The sequence below is a fragment of the Peribacillus simplex NBRC 15720 = DSM 1321 genome (assembly GCF_002243645.1).
Classification (GTDB): Bacteria; Bacillota; Bacilli; order Bacillales; family DSM-1321; genus Peribacillus; species Peribacillus simplex.
Window position 1 is genome coordinate 3,673,436 of sequence record NZ_CP017704.1, and the last position, 14,728, is coordinate 3,688,163.

The 14,728-nt window shown below is 38.0% G+C and carries 17 protein-coding genes and 1 riboswitch; of the genes, 11 read left to right on the forward strand and 6 right to left on the reverse strand.

All coding sequences use genetic code 11. From position 1 onward, the window contains the following. Nucleotides 1-76 precede the first annotated feature (76 nt). Entirely contained in the window at nucleotides 77-568 is a 492-nt protein-coding gene (locus BS1321_RS17740; protein WP_063235254.1) for a PTS sugar transporter subunit IIA, read from the forward strand. A gap of 150 nt (nucleotides 569-718) precedes the next feature. Here BS1321_RS17740 and BS1321_RS17745 read toward each other — a convergent pair whose 3' ends face one another. Then, on the reverse strand, nucleotides 719-1,297 hold the full coding sequence (locus tag BS1321_RS17745; RefSeq protein ID WP_063235253.1) for a hypothetical protein: 579 nt from the start codon (nucleotides 1,295-1,297) through the stop codon (nucleotides 719-721). A 138-nt stretch (nucleotides 1,298-1,435) separates the two neighbouring features. On the opposite strand from BS1321_RS17745, the gene BS1321_RS17750 reads away from it, so the two are divergent. Next, the gene (locus tag BS1321_RS17750; RefSeq protein ID WP_063235252.1) at nucleotides 1,436-1,732 is read left to right on the forward strand and encodes a hypothetical protein; all 297 of its coding nucleotides are present in this window, start codon (nucleotides 1,436-1,438) and stop codon (nucleotides 1,730-1,732) included. Between the two features lie 219 nt (nucleotides 1,733-1,951). Next, nucleotides 1,952-2,368, forward strand: a complete 417-nt coding sequence (locus BS1321_RS17755) for a VOC family protein (protein ID WP_063235251.1) — start codon at nucleotides 1,952-1,954, stop codon at nucleotides 2,366-2,368. 80 nt (nucleotides 2,369-2,448) lie between these two features. Here the strand turns inward: BS1321_RS17755 and BS1321_RS17760 are convergent, their stop codons facing one another. Next, entirely contained in the window at nucleotides 2,449-2,964 is a 516-nt protein-coding gene (locus tag BS1321_RS17760; RefSeq protein WP_063235250.1) for a GNAT family N-acetyltransferase, read from the reverse strand. 147 nt (nucleotides 2,965-3,111) lie between these two features. Here BS1321_RS17760 and BS1321_RS17765 point away from each other — a divergent pair, with 147 nt between their 5' ends. Then, nucleotides 3,112-3,558, forward strand: a complete 447-nt coding sequence (locus BS1321_RS17765) for an ATP-dependent metallopeptidase FtsH/Yme1/Tma family protein (protein WP_063235249.1) — start codon at nucleotides 3,112-3,114, stop codon at nucleotides 3,556-3,558. A 691-nt stretch (nucleotides 3,559-4,249) separates the two neighbouring features. Next, a riboswitch (ZMP/ZTP riboswitch) is annotated at nucleotides 4,250-4,328 on the forward strand. Nucleotides 4,329-4,465: 137 nt separating this feature from the next. Beyond that, complete coding sequence (locus tag BS1321_RS17770) at nucleotides 4,466-5,665, forward strand: phosphoglycerate dehydrogenase (RefSeq protein WP_063235244.1); 1,200 nt, start codon at nucleotides 4,466-4,468, stop codon at nucleotides 5,663-5,665. A gap of 209 nt (nucleotides 5,666-5,874) precedes the next feature. On the opposite strand, the gene BS1321_RS27565 is transcribed toward BS1321_RS17770, so the two are convergent. The 3 genes from BS1321_RS27565 to BS1321_RS17775 all read right to left on the reverse strand — a co-directional run bounded on the left by BS1321_RS27565 (nucleotide 5,875) and on the right by BS1321_RS17775 (nucleotide 7,173). Further along, nucleotides 5,875-6,042, reverse strand: a complete 168-nt coding sequence (locus BS1321_RS27565) for a hypothetical protein (protein WP_155726511.1) — start codon at nucleotides 6,040-6,042, stop codon at nucleotides 5,875-5,877. Continuing rightward, entirely contained in the window at nucleotides 6,039-6,200 is a 162-nt protein-coding gene (locus tag BS1321_RS27570) for a hypothetical protein (RefSeq protein ID WP_155726510.1), read from the reverse strand. Before BS1321_RS27570 ends, BS1321_RS27565 begins: the two co-directional genes overlap by 4 nt. Before the next feature lie 490 nt (nucleotides 6,201-6,690). Then, nucleotides 6,691-7,173: a hypothetical protein gene (locus tag BS1321_RS17775; RefSeq protein WP_063235243.1), complete on the reverse strand. Its 483-nt coding sequence runs from the start codon at nucleotides 7,171-7,173 to the stop codon at nucleotides 6,691-6,693. Between the two features lie 397 nt (nucleotides 7,174-7,570). Here BS1321_RS17775 and BS1321_RS17780 point away from each other — a divergent pair, with 397 nt between their 5' ends. From BS1321_RS17780 to BS1321_RS17795, 4 genes are all read left to right on the forward strand, one after another. Continuing rightward, entirely contained in the window at nucleotides 7,571-8,632 is a 1,062-nt protein-coding gene (locus BS1321_RS17780; protein ID WP_063235242.1) for a M4 family metallopeptidase, read from the forward strand. 32 nt (nucleotides 8,633-8,664) lie between these two features. Then, entirely contained in the window at nucleotides 8,665-8,982 is a 318-nt protein-coding gene (locus BS1321_RS17785; RefSeq protein WP_063235241.1) for a protealysin inhibitor emfourin, read from the forward strand. Nucleotides 8,983-9,464: 482 nt separating this feature from the next. Further along, nucleotides 9,465-10,019, forward strand: a complete 555-nt coding sequence (locus tag BS1321_RS17790) for a competence protein ComK (protein WP_063235240.1) — start codon at nucleotides 9,465-9,467, stop codon at nucleotides 10,017-10,019. 173 nt (nucleotides 10,020-10,192) lie between these two features. Continuing rightward, nucleotides 10,193-10,462 carry an excalibur calcium-binding domain-containing protein gene (locus tag BS1321_RS17795; protein ID WP_063235239.1) on the forward strand — a complete coding sequence of 90 codons (270 nt, stop codon included), beginning with the start codon at nucleotides 10,193-10,195 and terminating at the stop codon, nucleotides 10,460-10,462. 721 nt (nucleotides 10,463-11,183) lie between these two features. Here the strand turns inward: BS1321_RS17795 and BS1321_RS17800 are convergent. Then, entirely contained in the window at nucleotides 11,184-11,540 is a 357-nt protein-coding gene (locus BS1321_RS17800) for a hypothetical protein (RefSeq protein ID WP_155726509.1), read from the reverse strand. Nucleotides 11,541-12,218: 678 nt separating this feature from the next. On the opposite strand from BS1321_RS17800, the gene BS1321_RS17805 reads away from it, so the two are divergent. Both BS1321_RS17805 and BS1321_RS17810 read left to right on the forward strand, forming a co-directional pair. Continuing rightward, nucleotides 12,219-13,541 carry an Nramp family divalent metal transporter gene (locus BS1321_RS17805; protein ID WP_232522813.1) on the forward strand — a complete coding sequence of 441 codons (1,323 nt, stop codon included), beginning with the start codon at nucleotides 12,219-12,221 and terminating at the stop codon, nucleotides 13,539-13,541. 99 nt (nucleotides 13,542-13,640) lie between these two features. Continuing rightward, a complete protein-coding gene (locus tag BS1321_RS17810) occupies nucleotides 13,641-14,618 on the forward strand; it encodes a 2-hydroxyacid dehydrogenase (protein ID WP_063235236.1) in 978 nt (325 codons plus the stop codon). Nucleotides 14,619-14,728: the final 110 nt, after the last annotated feature.

Sequence of the window (14,728 nt, forward strand, 5' to 3'; positions counted from 1 at the left end):
TCAGAATTAACAAAATATTCAACGTTTCATTGTGAGATGCAAGGATTCAAGACCAAAAGAGAAGGGTGGAATTATTATGTTCAAAAAATTATTCAGTAAAAAAGAAAGTGTGGAACAACTGGTTGCTCCTATAAATGGACAAGTAATAAATATTGAAGATGTTCCGGATCCGGTGTTTTCCGGTAAAATGATGGGGGACGGGATAGCGATTCTTCCCGAGGAGGGGTTGGTCGTATCTCCAATCGATGCAGAAGTAATCCAGGTTTTTCATACTAAACATGCTCTAGGCCTCCGCACAAAGCATGGCATAGAATTGTTAATTCATATTGGATTAGAAACTGTTAACCTTGAAGGTGAGGGATTTGAAGTCCATGTCGCAGAAGGGCAAAGTGTAAAAGCAGGAGACAAGCTTGTTACATTTGATATCGATTTTCTAAAATCCAAAGCTCCGAGCATCGTAACTCCGATTGTTGTCACGAATGGCGAGCTAGTTGAAAAACTAGAAAAAACAAATAGTACCCAAGCAAATATAAACGAAACACAGATTATGAGTGTTTATTTGAAGTAAAAGAAAACGTCAAATGCCTTCTATATTAGAAACTTCTAAACAAGAAAAACACGTAAAAACAGTCCTTGCTGGCGAATGCTGGCAAGGATGTTTTTACTATAAACCCATCACATACAGCTGCAAGACTTCAGCTTCACTTAGCACAGTGAACTATTCCAATTGCACATACCCCAAATCACTACTAAAAGATTTAAGATCGATAATTAACTGGTTAATATTTTGGTTTGGACCGCTATCATATAGAGCATTTCTAAATTTTAAGAATTTAGTTCCCTTTTCTATTAAACTATTCAATAGCACATTTTCAGGGAATCTTAGTGTGGATTTCTTAGGAATATCATTCCATTCTTTGCTAGCGAAACCATGGCTCCATGTAAATGATATAGCAGGATTTTTTTCTATTAGCCTTTTCATTTGCCAATCCATAGAGCGTTCTGAAAAGTCGCAGCTGCCAATACCGGTATTTAAACAATCATACAATGCCTGTAAAATTGAAAGCCAAATACCATCAACATCATCCCAATCATAAAAACTCGAGAGAAATTGATCTTGATAAGATATAATGACTGTGCCGTATAAGGAAGTTCCATTTGAAGTAAATAACTGTTGATTTCCCAGTTGCTTAGCGCTTGAGTGATGGATTGGGATAAAATCCCCGTTAGCTAATAACTGTTTATTAACAATTGCATCATAACTATTCTTTGATATATATGTTTGAATGGTAACCATCTATGAACCACCTATCCCATAGGGTAATGTTGTCGTTTCCCATCTATTTTTGAACTGTGCTAGGTTTGTAAAACGTGGATTGCTCTACTTGCATAATAGGTGGTGCTTCGAGCGTTTAGTTAGCTATCGGAGGACGAAATGATTGGGCTAAATCCTTGTAAAATAATTGAAATCCAAACCAGTAAAGAAAATGTTCCGGATACTTCACGTTTTAGTACTATTTTTCATATGCTTACCTCCTTGAAATTATTTAATTTTAGTAAAACATGGAATTATAAAGTTTTTATTTCAAAAAAGAAAAGATGTGTTTTAGTTATGAAATCCAAATTGAACATCTGGTATACGAATGCAAAAGGGCGGCAGTCTGTTGATTTTTATGCGCAATTGCTGTCACCATCCAATGTTGAAAAAACAAGAGAAGCAAATACTCCTTGAAAATTTCTTAAGGTAAACTCCCAGGTTGTTTTAAAATTGAATCATCCTGTTTAATATTTGAAATACACTTTTAAGCAGGTGAATTATGGATGTCCCCGTTGCTAAGATTGTATCTGTTCAATTAGGAAGTGAATGCAATGACTGCTGCAAGCAGGAAAATCGAAAAATGCAGCGAATAGTAGGTGAGTGAACAAAATAAATCAAGCGAGGGTGAATTGGATGGGAGTTCAAGCAGAAAAGATCTTTGTAAACTTGCCTGTTAAAGATTTGGATGCCTCAGTAGAATTTTTCACAAAGGTAGGCTTTGAGTTTAACGAGCAAATGACCAATGAAAATGCGACATGCATGGTTATCAGCGAGTCCATATATGTCATGTTATTGGTTGAAGATTACTTTAAAACGTTTACCAAGAAGGAAATCCCGGATTCTGCAGCGAGTACGGAAACCATCGTCGCCCTGTCCGTTAAAAGTAAGGAAGAAGTCGATGAAATCGTGAATAGGGCACTGGATGTTGGCGGAAAGCCTTTTAATGAAGCCATTGATCATGGATTCATGTACGGTTGGAGTTTTCTGGATATCGACGGACATTCCTGGGAAGTATTTTACATGGACGAAAGCGGATTTAATCAAAATTAAATCATAAGTAAGGCACAATCCTTCCGAAGGACTGTGTCTTTTTTTGAAGTGTTAAGTTAGCGATCTTACCTGAAGTTCATTCATAACAATACTGGGCTAATGTCTTTCCACGAATAAACTAATAGATCTAATTCAGCGCCAGCCATTTTGATTTTTTCGGTTTTAAGCAATTCAGCACCAAATGCCTCATAGATGTATCGAGATTTATTATCCTCAAGCACCTCTACGAAAATTGTCTTAAATCCCAGTCCTTCGAATTTAAAGAATAATTCTTTGATGAGTCTCTTACCTATCCCCATTCTTTGAAAGTTTTCGAGAATATATATCGCAGTTAAATCACCAGAATCCTCAACTTGATTCGTTTCCCTTTTACCGCCACTAATAAATCCTACTATTTTTCCCTCGTTATTTTCTGCGACATAAATATAATTTCCATCACCGGATATATTCTTTTTCCATAATTCTGTCCTTTGCCCATAAGATAGTTTATCTAAAAAATCACTGGATATTATATTTTTATACGTGGTTCGCCAGCAATCCACATGGACTATCGCTATCTCTTCAGCATCAGCCACCATTGCCTCTCTTATTAGCATATTAGTACCTCCTTTTTTAAGTTTGCTATACGCTCTATTTTTTACTAATATTATCCATTTCGCAAGTGGTTGATAGCTTAATTGTTAATAATTAACTATATATGATACTATTGTCTATAGTTTGTTTAATGTGGGAGAAGGTATGTGATGAAGCGGATTTTCCGTAGTAAAATATTTTATTTATTAATCTTCTTGGTTACTTTGGGGATTGTGCTGATTTTTAATAATGACAAAGAACCAACTGAGAAATTAACTGAAGATGAATTTTTTACGACTTTAGAGGATGGTAAAGTGACATTTTTAGAATTGGAGTCACAAAAAAGTGCTTATGAAATAAGAGGTCGGCTGGTTGGGTATGAAAAGGATCAATACTTTATCGCGTCTGTACCAAATAGTGAAATTTCGCTAGATAGAATGAACAATGCCGTAGGGGAACATGATATAGGAAAAATTGAGTTTAAGCCAGAAGACACAGAGACAAGTGGATGGGTCACTCTTCTTACAACGACCATTCCGTTCATAATTATTTTCATCCTGTTTGTGGTCGTTTTACTAATTACAGTTGTAATAAAAAGATTGAACCGTCCTAGATAATAAACTCTCCATTTTTTCGGAGATAAAACAATAGAATTCGTCGATATATTTCTAATTTCGGAGATAAAACTGTAGAATTCGTCGATATATCTAATTTCGGAGATAAAACAATAGAATTCGTCGATATATCTCATTTCGGAGATAAAACTATAGAATTCGTCGATATATCTAATTTCGGAGATAAAACTATAGAATTCGTCGATATATATCTCATTTCGGAGATAAAACTATAGAATTCGTCGATATATATCTAATTTCGGAGATAAAACTATAGAATTCGTCGATATATATCTCATTTCGGAGATAAAACTATAGAATTCGTCGATATATCTCATTTCGGAGATAAAACTATAGAATTCGTCGATATATATCTCATTTCGGAGATAAAACTATAGAATTCGTCGATATATCTCATTTCGGAGATAAAACTATAGAATTCGTCGATATATATCTCATTTCGGAGATAAAACTATAGAATTCGTTGATATATCTCATTTCGGAGATAAAACTATAGAATTCGTCGATATATATCTCATTTCGGAGATAAAACTATAGAATTCGTCGATATATCTAATTTCGGAGATAAAACTATAAGTTTCGTCGATATTTCTGACTTCTGCAAAAAAAGAGATAAACCTTTAAAATGATATTGAAGATTGCTGAATAGTTTGATAGAATAAAATAAATGAAAAAGACTATGTGCAACTGGCGAAACACGGATAACCGTGAGGGAACACATAGTGTCGTAGCCGTTCGCCTGGGCAGAGGTAAGGGATTTTATCCCTTGCCTCTTTCTGTATATTAACAGATAGTGAAGGTTTAAAGGATGCAGATTTTCATGGGCTTAAAAATCTTGTCAGTATTTTGAAATTTCAAAACTATCATAATCAAAAGAGGAGCAAACAAAATGAGCACAATACTTTTAGAAAAAGTCAAAACGATCAAAGCGTTAAATAATATTGCCGAAAGCGGGCTAAATGTATTCAACAAAGGCGATTTTAAAGTCGACAATGACAGTGAAAACCCTGATGCGATCGTACTTCGCAGCTTTAACATGCATACTATGGAATTCGGCGATCAGTTAAAAGGAATCGCAAGGGCAGGGGCAGGAGTCAATAATATTCCGGTCGACAAATGCACAGAGCAAGGTATTGTCGTTTTCAATACACCTGGTGCTAACGCAAACGCTGTAAAAGAAATGGTGCTAACGTCATTAATGGCTTCATCTCGTAACCTTTTTGCCGGTGTGGCCTGGACAAAGACACTGGAAGGCGAAGGAGAACAAATTCCAAAGCTTGTTGAAGCAGGAAAAAAACAATTCGTTGGTAAAGAAATCAAGGGAAAAACTCTTGGCGTAATCGGTTTAGGAGCGATCGGTGCACTTGTAGCGAATGATGCCCTGGATTTGGACATGGACGTCATTGGGTTTGACCCGTTCATCTCTGTTGATACAGCTTGGAACTTGTCCCGCAATGTACAGCGCGCAATGACAATCGAAGAATTGTTTGCAGAATCTGATTATATTACAGTACACGTTCCATTAACTGACGACACAAGAGGAATGTTTAACCAAGAAACATTCAGCATCATGAAGCCGGGCGTACATATCTTGAATTTCTCACGCGGCGAGCTAGTGAATGAAAATGATATGCAAGCTGCACTTGAAAGCGGAAAAGTAGGCAAGTTCATTACAGACTTCCCGAACGAAAACGTGTTGAAAATGAATAATGTCGTTCCAATTCCGCATCTTGGTGCCTCTACACTAGAATCAGAGGAAAACTGTGCCATCATGGCAGCTCGTCAGTTGAAGACCTTTTTAGAAACAGGGAACATCAAGAACTCTGTGAATTTCCCAAACACTTCCCTTCCTTATACAGGAAACCGTCGTGTGGCAACTTTCCACGAAAACGTTCCTAACATGGTTGGGCAAATCACATTGGCTGTATCTGGCTTTAATCTGAACATCGCTGACATGGTTAACAGAAGCCGTGGGGGATATGCATATACGATCATCGACATTGACGGTGAAGTAAACGGCGATATCATTCCTGGCTTGGAAGAAAAAATCAAACAAATCGATGGCATCGTTACAACTCGTATTATCTAATTGGAACCGGAAGAAAGAAAATAAATAGTGAAAGCCTCAATTCCTTTAAGGAGTTGGGGCTTTTTTTAGGCTTTATTAATGATTTTTGAACAAAAAAAGCCACTTATTGTGGTGATCATATTAAACTGACTCACGTGTTGGGAACTTAGGGATTACAACGAACTCAGCCTGGCACGGGTTATATCGAAATTCTCCAAGATAAAAATCTGTCATGGTTTCACCTCCGTTTTCTCTTCATAATGTACAAACAACATCAAATAGATTGCGAATAGAAGATGCAAATAAAGTGGAATATGCTCATCGTTTTGAACGACAACAAATATGTAAATTCCATATAGCAAAATTGGAATGGTTAAAAGGATTCTGAGCTTAGTCATATGTCATCCTCCCATTTATCCTCAAATATTAATACATCAAGCATTTGTGCCACTTGAAAATCCTTTTCTGCTATCGCGTTTATTAAACTTGTACAATTATTTTCCCTAAGAACATCTGCTAATAATTGTAAATCCATTGTCATTACTGCTGGTTTCATAGTTTCATCCTCCTAATTTACCAAATATTCTGTCACTTCCGTTACTACAATAGTATGAAGTACAGGGAAAACGCTGTCAATCTATATTCCATCTGTACTCATTTTGAATTAATGGATTCAAAAGTTATCTACCAAAATCACTATCTCATATTTATATCTACTTAGTGAGATAGGTAAAATGGTACCTTTCTTTATTCAGAAGGCACCCCCAACAAGGGGAAGCATTGCGGACAGCTGAACACCAGTGAAGATGCCAGGGAGCAACTTGTTGCGAACCTGAATCAATGGAGTCACTTGTGTGCCTATTTTTTTATGTAGCAGTGTATATAAGATATGTAGGCATCTGGATTACATCAAAATGTATTAATATGATGGAAAATTTATTTAAAACATTTGAAAAGATGACGTATCAAAAGTAAAAGAATCGCCCCTATGAAATACAGAGACGATTCCTTATGTTAAACACCCTTTCCACACAGAATGGATTACCCTAAATTGTTCTTCCCAAAAAATTCTGATGCTGATGAAGGATATTCGATGTTAAAAAAGCTCCAACAGGAGGTAATTGCCCGGAGTAGGCATTACCACTAACAGGATATTCATTCAGAGCTATATCAGTAGTGGCAATCCACGATCCAGACTCACCTGCTTGTAGAGAGGGAGGTTTCATAAGAAAGCGTCCTTGTAGAATGAAATGTCGAATCCTAATCTGGAGATCATCAATGATGGTTAAGTTGCCAGAGAATGTGGCGTAAGGTGAATCAAATGCGATTTGTTTGGTGCTTTCATTCCAAAATCCATTAATCGGGATGGGTGTACCACGAAAATTAACCGTACCAACCACCTTATTATCTGTAATGGAGTTAATGGTAAGTGTGCCCCAAATAATCGTTCTGCCAGCTATTGAAGAGTGGATACCCCATACAGATGGGAATGGAAAGCTAACTGAAGCAGTTCCCTGTGAAGTTACCAATGCTACGCCCTCCTTAAAGGTGGTTTATGTTCTGAGGAAGCTCCCTTGTTTAAAGGAACAATCCAGTATATGCAGCACGAACAGAATAATCCAATAAACAAAGGTGAAGTATTACATCCTTGCCTGTAAATGCATTCTTTTCGATCCATTAAATATTGGATACAAAAAAATGGATTGAACAAGTTGGGCAGGAAAGGAATGGAGGGAAATGAGGCGGGAGTGGCGAAAGTAAACTATAGAAATGGTTGCGTTATGAAGAGCATCAAGATCACAATTTGAACGAATCAGATAAAACTGCAAATGAACTTGAAGGATGCTGAAGACAAACGTGTTAAGAGAAGCAGCTTGAAAAAGGATATTGTAATAGATCGTAAAAAAACATGAAGGAGTGACGGATATGCACAAAAGAGATTGTTCCAAAACGAAATGTCAGTGTTTCATCGTACCTAACTACATTCTTGAGAATATGGCACAAAATGAAGTAGAAGAAGCACGGATCAGTTTAGCGAAAAGCCGTCAAATGCGCAGGCGCAGAATTTTGAAAGAATACGATATTGACGGTGTTGTCGCTTTAACGGATGCAGGTTCTGGACGTCAAGGTGAATCTGCCCGCCATGTTTACGATTGCAAGGGAGGAACGAAACTCCGGGAGAATGAGGCTAGGAAAGAAGGAGATCGATCTAGTGGAGATCCTGTCGTTAACGCTGCATACGATTATAGCGGAGTTGTGCGTGACTACTTCAAGAATGTCTTGCACCGTAATTCAATTGATAACCAAGGCCTTGATCTCATTCTGAACGTTCATTATGGGAATAAATTCACGAATGCCTATTGGGACGGAGATGAAATGGTATTTGGTGACGGCGATGGGGTCATCTTTAGCAATTTTGCCAATTCACTCGATGTAATTGGACACGAACTGACACATGGGGTTACGCAGTTCACAAGTGGATTGGAGTATGAAGGTCAGTCCGGGGCGTTGAACGAGCATCTTTCAGATGTGTTTGGAGTTGCCATAAAACAATTTCACTTAAAGCAAACTGCCGGAGATGCCGATTGGCTAATCGGTGCTGATATAATGGGACCAACCCTGAAAGGGCAGGCCCTCCGTTCGATGAAAGCACCAGGTACGGCATTTGACAATAAGTTAATGGGTAAAGATATTCAGCCTGATCATATGAAGAACTTCTATAAAGGAGAACGCGATAATCATGGTGTCCATATCAATAGCGGCATACCAAACAAGGCCTTTTATCTAGTATCCATGGAGATCGGAACGGACAAAGCGGCTTTGATCTGGTTCAATGCGATGCAGAATTTATTTGCAACGGCAAATTTCAATCAATTCGTGCAAATTGTCATCAAAGCAGCGCAAAAACTTGTTGATAGCGGGGAAGTTACGAAAACAGCCATCGAGACAATAGAAAATGCTTTTAAAGCGGTTGGACTGCCTGAGTAGTCATATTCCATGAATAGGAGGCTTCATCTACCATGCATATCAAATTTAGCTGCATAGGGGGATTTGCCAACCTCGACTTGAATTTCCAGATAGATACGGATGAATTGCCGAAAGAGCAAAATGAGGAATTGCAGAACTTAATGAAGACAGCTGACCTTCCTAATGCTGCCGAAAGTAAAATGGCTGGAGTTAAAGCTCAAGGAGCGGACGCGTTTTCATACCAGCTGGATATAGCAGATGAAAAGAAGAAGCAGTCTTTCTCGTTTACTGACATAACAGCTCCAGAGGAAGTACGGCCCTTATTGGATTATCTGCGGAATTTAGCGATTGAAATAAAGATGGCAGAATAACCACGTTCAAAAAAGTCTATCATCCAGATAGACTTTTTTGATGTGTCTTAAAACTTCACAAAAATGTCATTTCATTTCACTTTTATATGGATTTTGGCTGTTTGTTCTCTAAATGGACACAAAATAACAAGAAAATAGCGATCAAGAGTAGCAAATTTGAAAAGGAAATTGGAAAGTATAGCCCTTTGATGGGATTTTGTAAAGAGTTAGCCAATCAAACAGGTAATGCAGTCACAAAAGGGAACGATTTTGGAAAGAGGAAAAAATAGAGCAGTTTTACAAAAAAAGCATAAAATAGGATAATAGTCGCATGGGGGTGAATGACATATCAAGAATGAAAGTGACGATAGACGAAAATAAAAACCCCTAAGTGAGTACGTCCTGGAAGACATCACCTAAGGGCTTGCGAGCAGGAGTATACCTGCCTCTATGTCCAGTATACTCCATAAAAAGGAATAGGGAAATGGGGAGTGAATGGAAGGATGATACGAAAAAACTATTTATTGAATACGGAAACGGTAGGAATGATGGAGCGTTACGATGCCGATGGTGTGGAGATGACTACAGTAGTAGAAGGAGACGGCACATTCCATGTTGCCCAACCGCGCCAGGAAATCCTGAATAACTCGTTAAACCACTTTGGATTGGATCTGGATGGCGGACTTGTAGCAGCCAAATCCGTGCTTGGCGGAAAATACAGACTGCCCGTCTGCATAAACGCCCAGCTGGGAATGGTCTGGTTCTCCTCACGCTCATTCCGGAAAAGAGGAGGAGTCTGGTTTTCCTACATCCACATTCGTGACTTAGAGGAAATGAACGAAAAAGAAACGCTGGTCCACACAAACTATGGACATTGCCTTCCTGTTAACTTAAGCAAAAATCAGCTCGCCTTCAAAAGGGACCAGGCATCCTATCTGCATACGACCTTCCATGAACGCTCTTTAGGCAAAAAGACTTTATATTACGAACCGGGAAGCGGAATCACCTTTTGCAAAGAACCGGGGGAGGTCCATTACAGAGTGAAGGGGAAGGAATGATAATATCAATGAGAGGAAGACCGCCGAATTGGTGGTCTTTTCTTCGGAGTGGATAAAGTGAGAGCAGGTTTTATTTTAGAAAACTCTAAATATAGAAATATAGTTATTGTAAAAAGTGGAATGATACATTATGATTAGTAAAAAGTTAATATTTAGGAAAGGTAGTACATATTTTGAAACGATTATTTGCTATTTTACTATCTTTAGGACTAGTTTTGGGTCTCTCGTTTGGCGCGAATGATGTTGCCAGTGCCAAAACAAAGGTGAAGACGTATAAAAACTGTACAGCATTGAATAAAGACTACAAAGGAGGCGTAGCTCGTACATCTTCCGTTAAAAATAAAGGAGGAAAAACGAAATACAAACCTCACGTTTCAAAGGCCCTATATGATGCCAATAGTTCAAGAGATCGTGATAAAGACTTGATTGCTTGTGAAAGATAAGGATTATTCAAAGAGACCTTTTATAAGAAGTTCTCTGAGTTTGTAGACAAAAGGGGTACCATCTGAATTTTTAAACAAAGTTGATTGGAACGGAAGGTACGAGACTCCTGCGGGAAAAGCGCGTCCAAGGGAGACCCCACAGGCGCTAAGAGCGCCGAGGAGGCTCCCGGACCGCCCGCGGAAAGCGAGTGCCTGGAGTGGAAATCAACGTTCATATTCTACCTCCCTCAAAAAAAATGTAGGCAATCTTAATTAAATATTGAGTTTGTTTACAGTCTGAGAGACCTTTTAAAAGAAAGGTCTCTTTTTATTTAGATTGCTGCTTTACTTAAATGATAAGTGCTCAGGCAGTTTAGGTTTGATGGACGTTCCATTACAGGGTGAAAGGGAAGGAAAAATAATATCAATGAGAGGAAGACCGCCGAATTGGCGGTCTTTTGTATTTCCAACATATCATTGGTCATTACTGTGGCCATCTAGTTTAGTTTTAATGAAATCGATCCAAGTTCTAGTAGCGTATGAGAGACACCCACTAACACCTTAGGAAAAGCTTTATTCCTATACTGGATAGTATGGGAGAGAGGGGGAAAAGAATGAAAAATTAATAAAAAGCTAAAGCCTATACAGATCTTTAGCTTTTTTTCTTATGGTTATTTCTTCCACTAATTACCCCTTTAGTTCAATAAGAAAAACCGATATTAGATCATATTGGTTCATCTTTTTATCTTTCAAACCGTCCAGAATGTGTATTTTCTCGATTTATAAGTGCATCACCAAGATTGATTCTGCTCATAAGTCTCTCATGGTCCGAAGGAAAACGCTCTTTAATGTTTGCAACTCCCTCTATTGTAGGGATACTACCATTAGGCCTAGGACGTTCTTCTCTTTGAAATCCGGGGTGCAAACCACCATCAATCATTACAGGCCTGTCAATTGTATCGTTGTCATCTTTATTATTAGTAGGATTATTAGTTGCGTCTCTATGTGTATCAAGGTTCCCGGCATTATTAAATGGATCAATGTTATTATCTTGTGGCATATATTTCACTCCTTCGCTTATATTATCTGCTGATGGCATTAATCTATTCGCACCTCGTACTAATCCCTAATATAGTAACGAATCCTGCCTTGACAGCACTATTGATTCTCTATCAGTTATTCATCACCACATCTTCGTATTATTAAATTTCATAATAGTACCAGCTTCTTTTTTTACTATGTGCTTCAAGAAAATGAACTGCTTAGCAACTCCCTTATTGAAGTGAAGCACCTGTTAGTTCCTTAAATACAGTTCCCCAATTTATTAATTTCCATTTGCATAAAGTCCAACTCAACTAATAACGCCCTTTTAGTTCAATAAGAAAAACCGAAATTGACATTTCGGTTCATCTTTTTATAAAAAGTCCAACTTTTTTCTAATCCGCAATAACACCAATCCTCTTGATTTGTAAGCTAGTACGATAGGTCACAAGGATTTTTTAATAATATGATTTTAAAAGAAACTTAAAAATATTATGATTGACTTACATTTTAATTTGTCTTACAATTTCAATGTAAATAGTCGAAACATTCAATCAAATAGGAGGGGAGCTTTTTTAACATCTGATTCACTTCAACAAGAAGCATGACAACATACTGCAGCGTAAGCTTTAAGTCAATTCCGGAAATGACATAATTTTTGTCATAATTTGTCTAGAGTTATCAAAGTATTTTTGCTAAGAAAAAATGAAAGCGAATACATACTCTTTTGAATGGAGTGAATAACTTGAAAAATCAATCAAATCTTGCTGAATCCACTGTGATTGTTCCTGAGGTCGAAAGTAAGAAATCAAATTTCATCACGAAGTTTAAAACCGCCTATGGTCCAGGAATTCTTGCCGTGTTAACGTGGCTTGGAGCTGGGGATCTGGTGACTTCTTCTGTTGCTGGTGCAGATTATGGATATAGTTTAATGTGGATTTTAGCTCTGTCATTAGTACTTCGTTTTCTTATCGTTAATATTATTGCCCGGTTCCAGCTTTGTAACACAGAGGGGTTAACCATTCTTGAAGGCTATGGACGTATTCATCCATTTTTCGGTTACTTTATGTTTGGTTATGCATTAATCATGGGTCATCTTTTTAATGCCTATATGATTAAGGGAGCGGGAGAGGTATTATCGACCCTATTCCATGTTAATCAGCCATTCTTAGCTTCAATGGTAGTTGTAGGATTAGTGTTTATGCTTATAGGCAGAAATATTTATAATAGAATTGAAAGTGTAATGAAAGTGCTTTTGGCATTATTGACCATTGCCTTCTTGTTCCTAGCCATTCAAGCAACACCGGATGTGGGGCAAATCATTAAAGGAACAGTTGGTTTTAGCATTCCAAGTGATACTGGCGTTCATGGAGCATTATTGGTGGCGATTTCAATTATAGGTGCAGTGGCAGGATCGATTTCGAACTTTGTACATCCCTATTTCATGAGGGAAAAGGGCTGGACGAAGCCGAGTCATGTCAAGGTTCAAAGAAATGACTTACTGTTTGCCATCGGAGTTTGCATTGTGATTAATTTAGCCATTTGGGTTGTTGGAGCAGAAATTTTAAAACCGAATGGAATTCATGTGGAAACGATTGATGACTTGGCAATGGCATTACAAATGTCGTTAGGACAATTTGGCTGGTACATTTTTTATCTTGGGGTATTTGGCGTATTGTTCGCGAGTATAGTAGGGAAGTCAACTGGTTTTCCAAGATTGATAGTAGATGCCTTTTACGTAATAAATAAAAACCGACGCGAAAAGTACAATGGTAAATATGAAAAAGATCCAATGTTTAAATGGATTATGATTTTCGTATTAGTTACGCCGCTTATTTGGTCAATTCCCGGCATGCCTGGTTTCATTGCCTTAACAATTGGCGTAAATGCAATAAACATCATCGGTTTTCCAATTATTGCAATTGGGATGCTAGTGTTATCAAATCAAAAAAGCTTGATGGGAAAATATAAAAACAATTGGTTCGAAAATATAGTTTTAACTTTGGCGTCAATTTTAGCGGTTTGGTCAGCAGTTCAATTAGCTTCTACCTTTTTTTAAATAATGGTAGATTATAGATAGAGGTATTTCAAAACATAAAGGTTATGTCGACATTTGATCCCGATGGGGTCCTACTTTATTGGAAGTGAGGTATCAGTGATGAAACCGAAAGTAATCATCTATAAGAAAGTGGATCAAGAAGTATTGGATTATATTCAAGAGACTTGTGATGTCGTTTATTTTGAGGGTCTTGACTCACAAAATCATCCCAAATTCCTTCAAGAGCTGAAGAACGCACAAGGTATATTAGGGTCAGGATTAAAGGTTGATAAAACTTTACTGGATCAAGCACCGCAATTAAAAATCGTCTGTAATTCATCGGTTGGTTACGACAATTTGGATGTAACGGAGTTGTCCAATCGAGGAATTATGGCGTCGAACACTCCCGAGGTATTGAACGAGACAGTCGCAGATACGATTATGGGCTTGATACTGTCCACAGCGAGAAGAATGCCTGAGTTGGATCAAATGGTAAAGTCAGGGCAATGGACATCGAATATCGGAGAAAAATCGTTTGGGTTGGACGTCCATCATAAAGTATTAGGCATTATCGGTATGGGCGGAATAGGCTCTGCCGTTTCAAAAAGGGCCCGATTTGGATTCGATATGAACATCTTATATCACAATAGATCTAGAAACGAAGAAGCAGAACAAAAGTATGGAGCTACATACTGTTCTCTGGAAGATCTGTTAAAGCAATCTGATTTTGTCTGCTTGATGACACCGCTAACTCCCCAAACTGAAAAGATGATGGGGGAAAAAGAATTCAAGCTCATGAAAGAAACCGCCATTTTCATCAATTGTTCAAGAGGGAAAACAGTGGATGAAGAAGCCTTGATCACTGCGCTTAAAACTGGTGAAATTCACGCAGCAGGACTGGATGTCTTTGTACAGGAGCCCGTCCAGGAAGACAACCCGCTGCTTTCCATGAAGAATGTCGTCACTTTGCCTCATATCGGTTCCGCAACATATGAAACCCGTCTGAAAATGGCGATGCTGGCCGCAACCAACCTTGTAGCCGGATTACAGGGGGAAACTCCGCCTACCTTGATTAAAGCTGGTGTAAAGGTAAAGTGATTTAGATGGCTTTTATAAATTACGCTGGATAGCCTTATTTGGGGCTATCCATTTTCAATATTTTTACTCATCCTGCAAAGCAAAAAAAGCCCCCTCTATAAAGGCGGGCT

What these genes read in the sequence shown, in the direction of transcription:
- BS1321_RS17750 (WP_063235252.1), top strand. Translation starts at nt 1,436, where the DNA reads ATGATTGGGCTAAATCCTTGTAAAATAATTGAAATCCAAACCAGTAAA.
- BS1321_RS17755 (WP_063235251.1), top strand. Translation starts at nt 1,952, where the DNA reads ATGGGAGTTCAAGCAGAAAAGATCTTTGTAAACTTGCCTGTTAAAGAT.
- BS1321_RS17765 (WP_063235249.1), top strand. Translation starts at nt 3,112, where the DNA reads ATGAAGCGGATTTTCCGTAGTAAAATATTTTATTTATTAATCTTCTTG.
- BS1321_RS27565 (WP_155726511.1), bottom strand. Translation starts at nt 6,042, where the DNA reads ATGACTAAGCTCAGAATCCTTTTAACCATTCCAATTTTGCTATATGGA.
- BS1321_RS17810 (WP_063235236.1), top strand. Translation starts at nt 13,641, where the DNA reads ATGAAACCGAAAGTAATCATCTATAAGAAAGTGGATCAAGAAGTATTG.
- BS1321_RS27570 (WP_155726510.1), bottom strand. Translation starts at nt 6,200, where the DNA reads ATGAAACCAGCAGTAATGACAATGGATTTACAATTATTAGCAGATGTT.
- BS1321_RS17740 (WP_063235254.1), top strand. Translation starts at nt 77, where the DNA reads ATGTTCAAAAAATTATTCAGTAAAAAAGAAAGTGTGGAACAACTGGTT.
- BS1321_RS17780 (WP_063235242.1), top strand. Translation starts at nt 7,571, where the DNA reads ATGCACAAAAGAGATTGTTCCAAAACGAAATGTCAGTGTTTCATCGTA.
- BS1321_RS17800 (WP_155726509.1), bottom strand. Translation starts at nt 11,540, where the DNA reads ATGCCATCAGCAGATAATATAAGCGAAGGAGTGAAATATATGCCACAA.
- BS1321_RS17760 (WP_063235250.1), bottom strand. Translation starts at nt 2,964, where the DNA reads ATGCTAATAAGAGAGGCAATGGTGGCTGATGCTGAAGAGATAGCGATA.
- BS1321_RS17745 (WP_063235253.1), bottom strand. Translation starts at nt 1,297, where the DNA reads ATGGTTACCATTCAAACATATATATCAAAGAATAGTTATGATGCAATT.
- BS1321_RS17785 (WP_063235241.1), top strand. Translation starts at nt 8,665, where the DNA reads ATGCATATCAAATTTAGCTGCATAGGGGGATTTGCCAACCTCGACTTG.
- BS1321_RS17770 (WP_063235244.1), top strand. Translation starts at nt 4,466, where the DNA reads ATGAGCACAATACTTTTAGAAAAAGTCAAAACGATCAAAGCGTTAAAT.
- BS1321_RS17790 (WP_063235240.1), top strand. Translation starts at nt 9,465, where the DNA reads ATGATACGAAAAAACTATTTATTGAATACGGAAACGGTAGGAATGATG.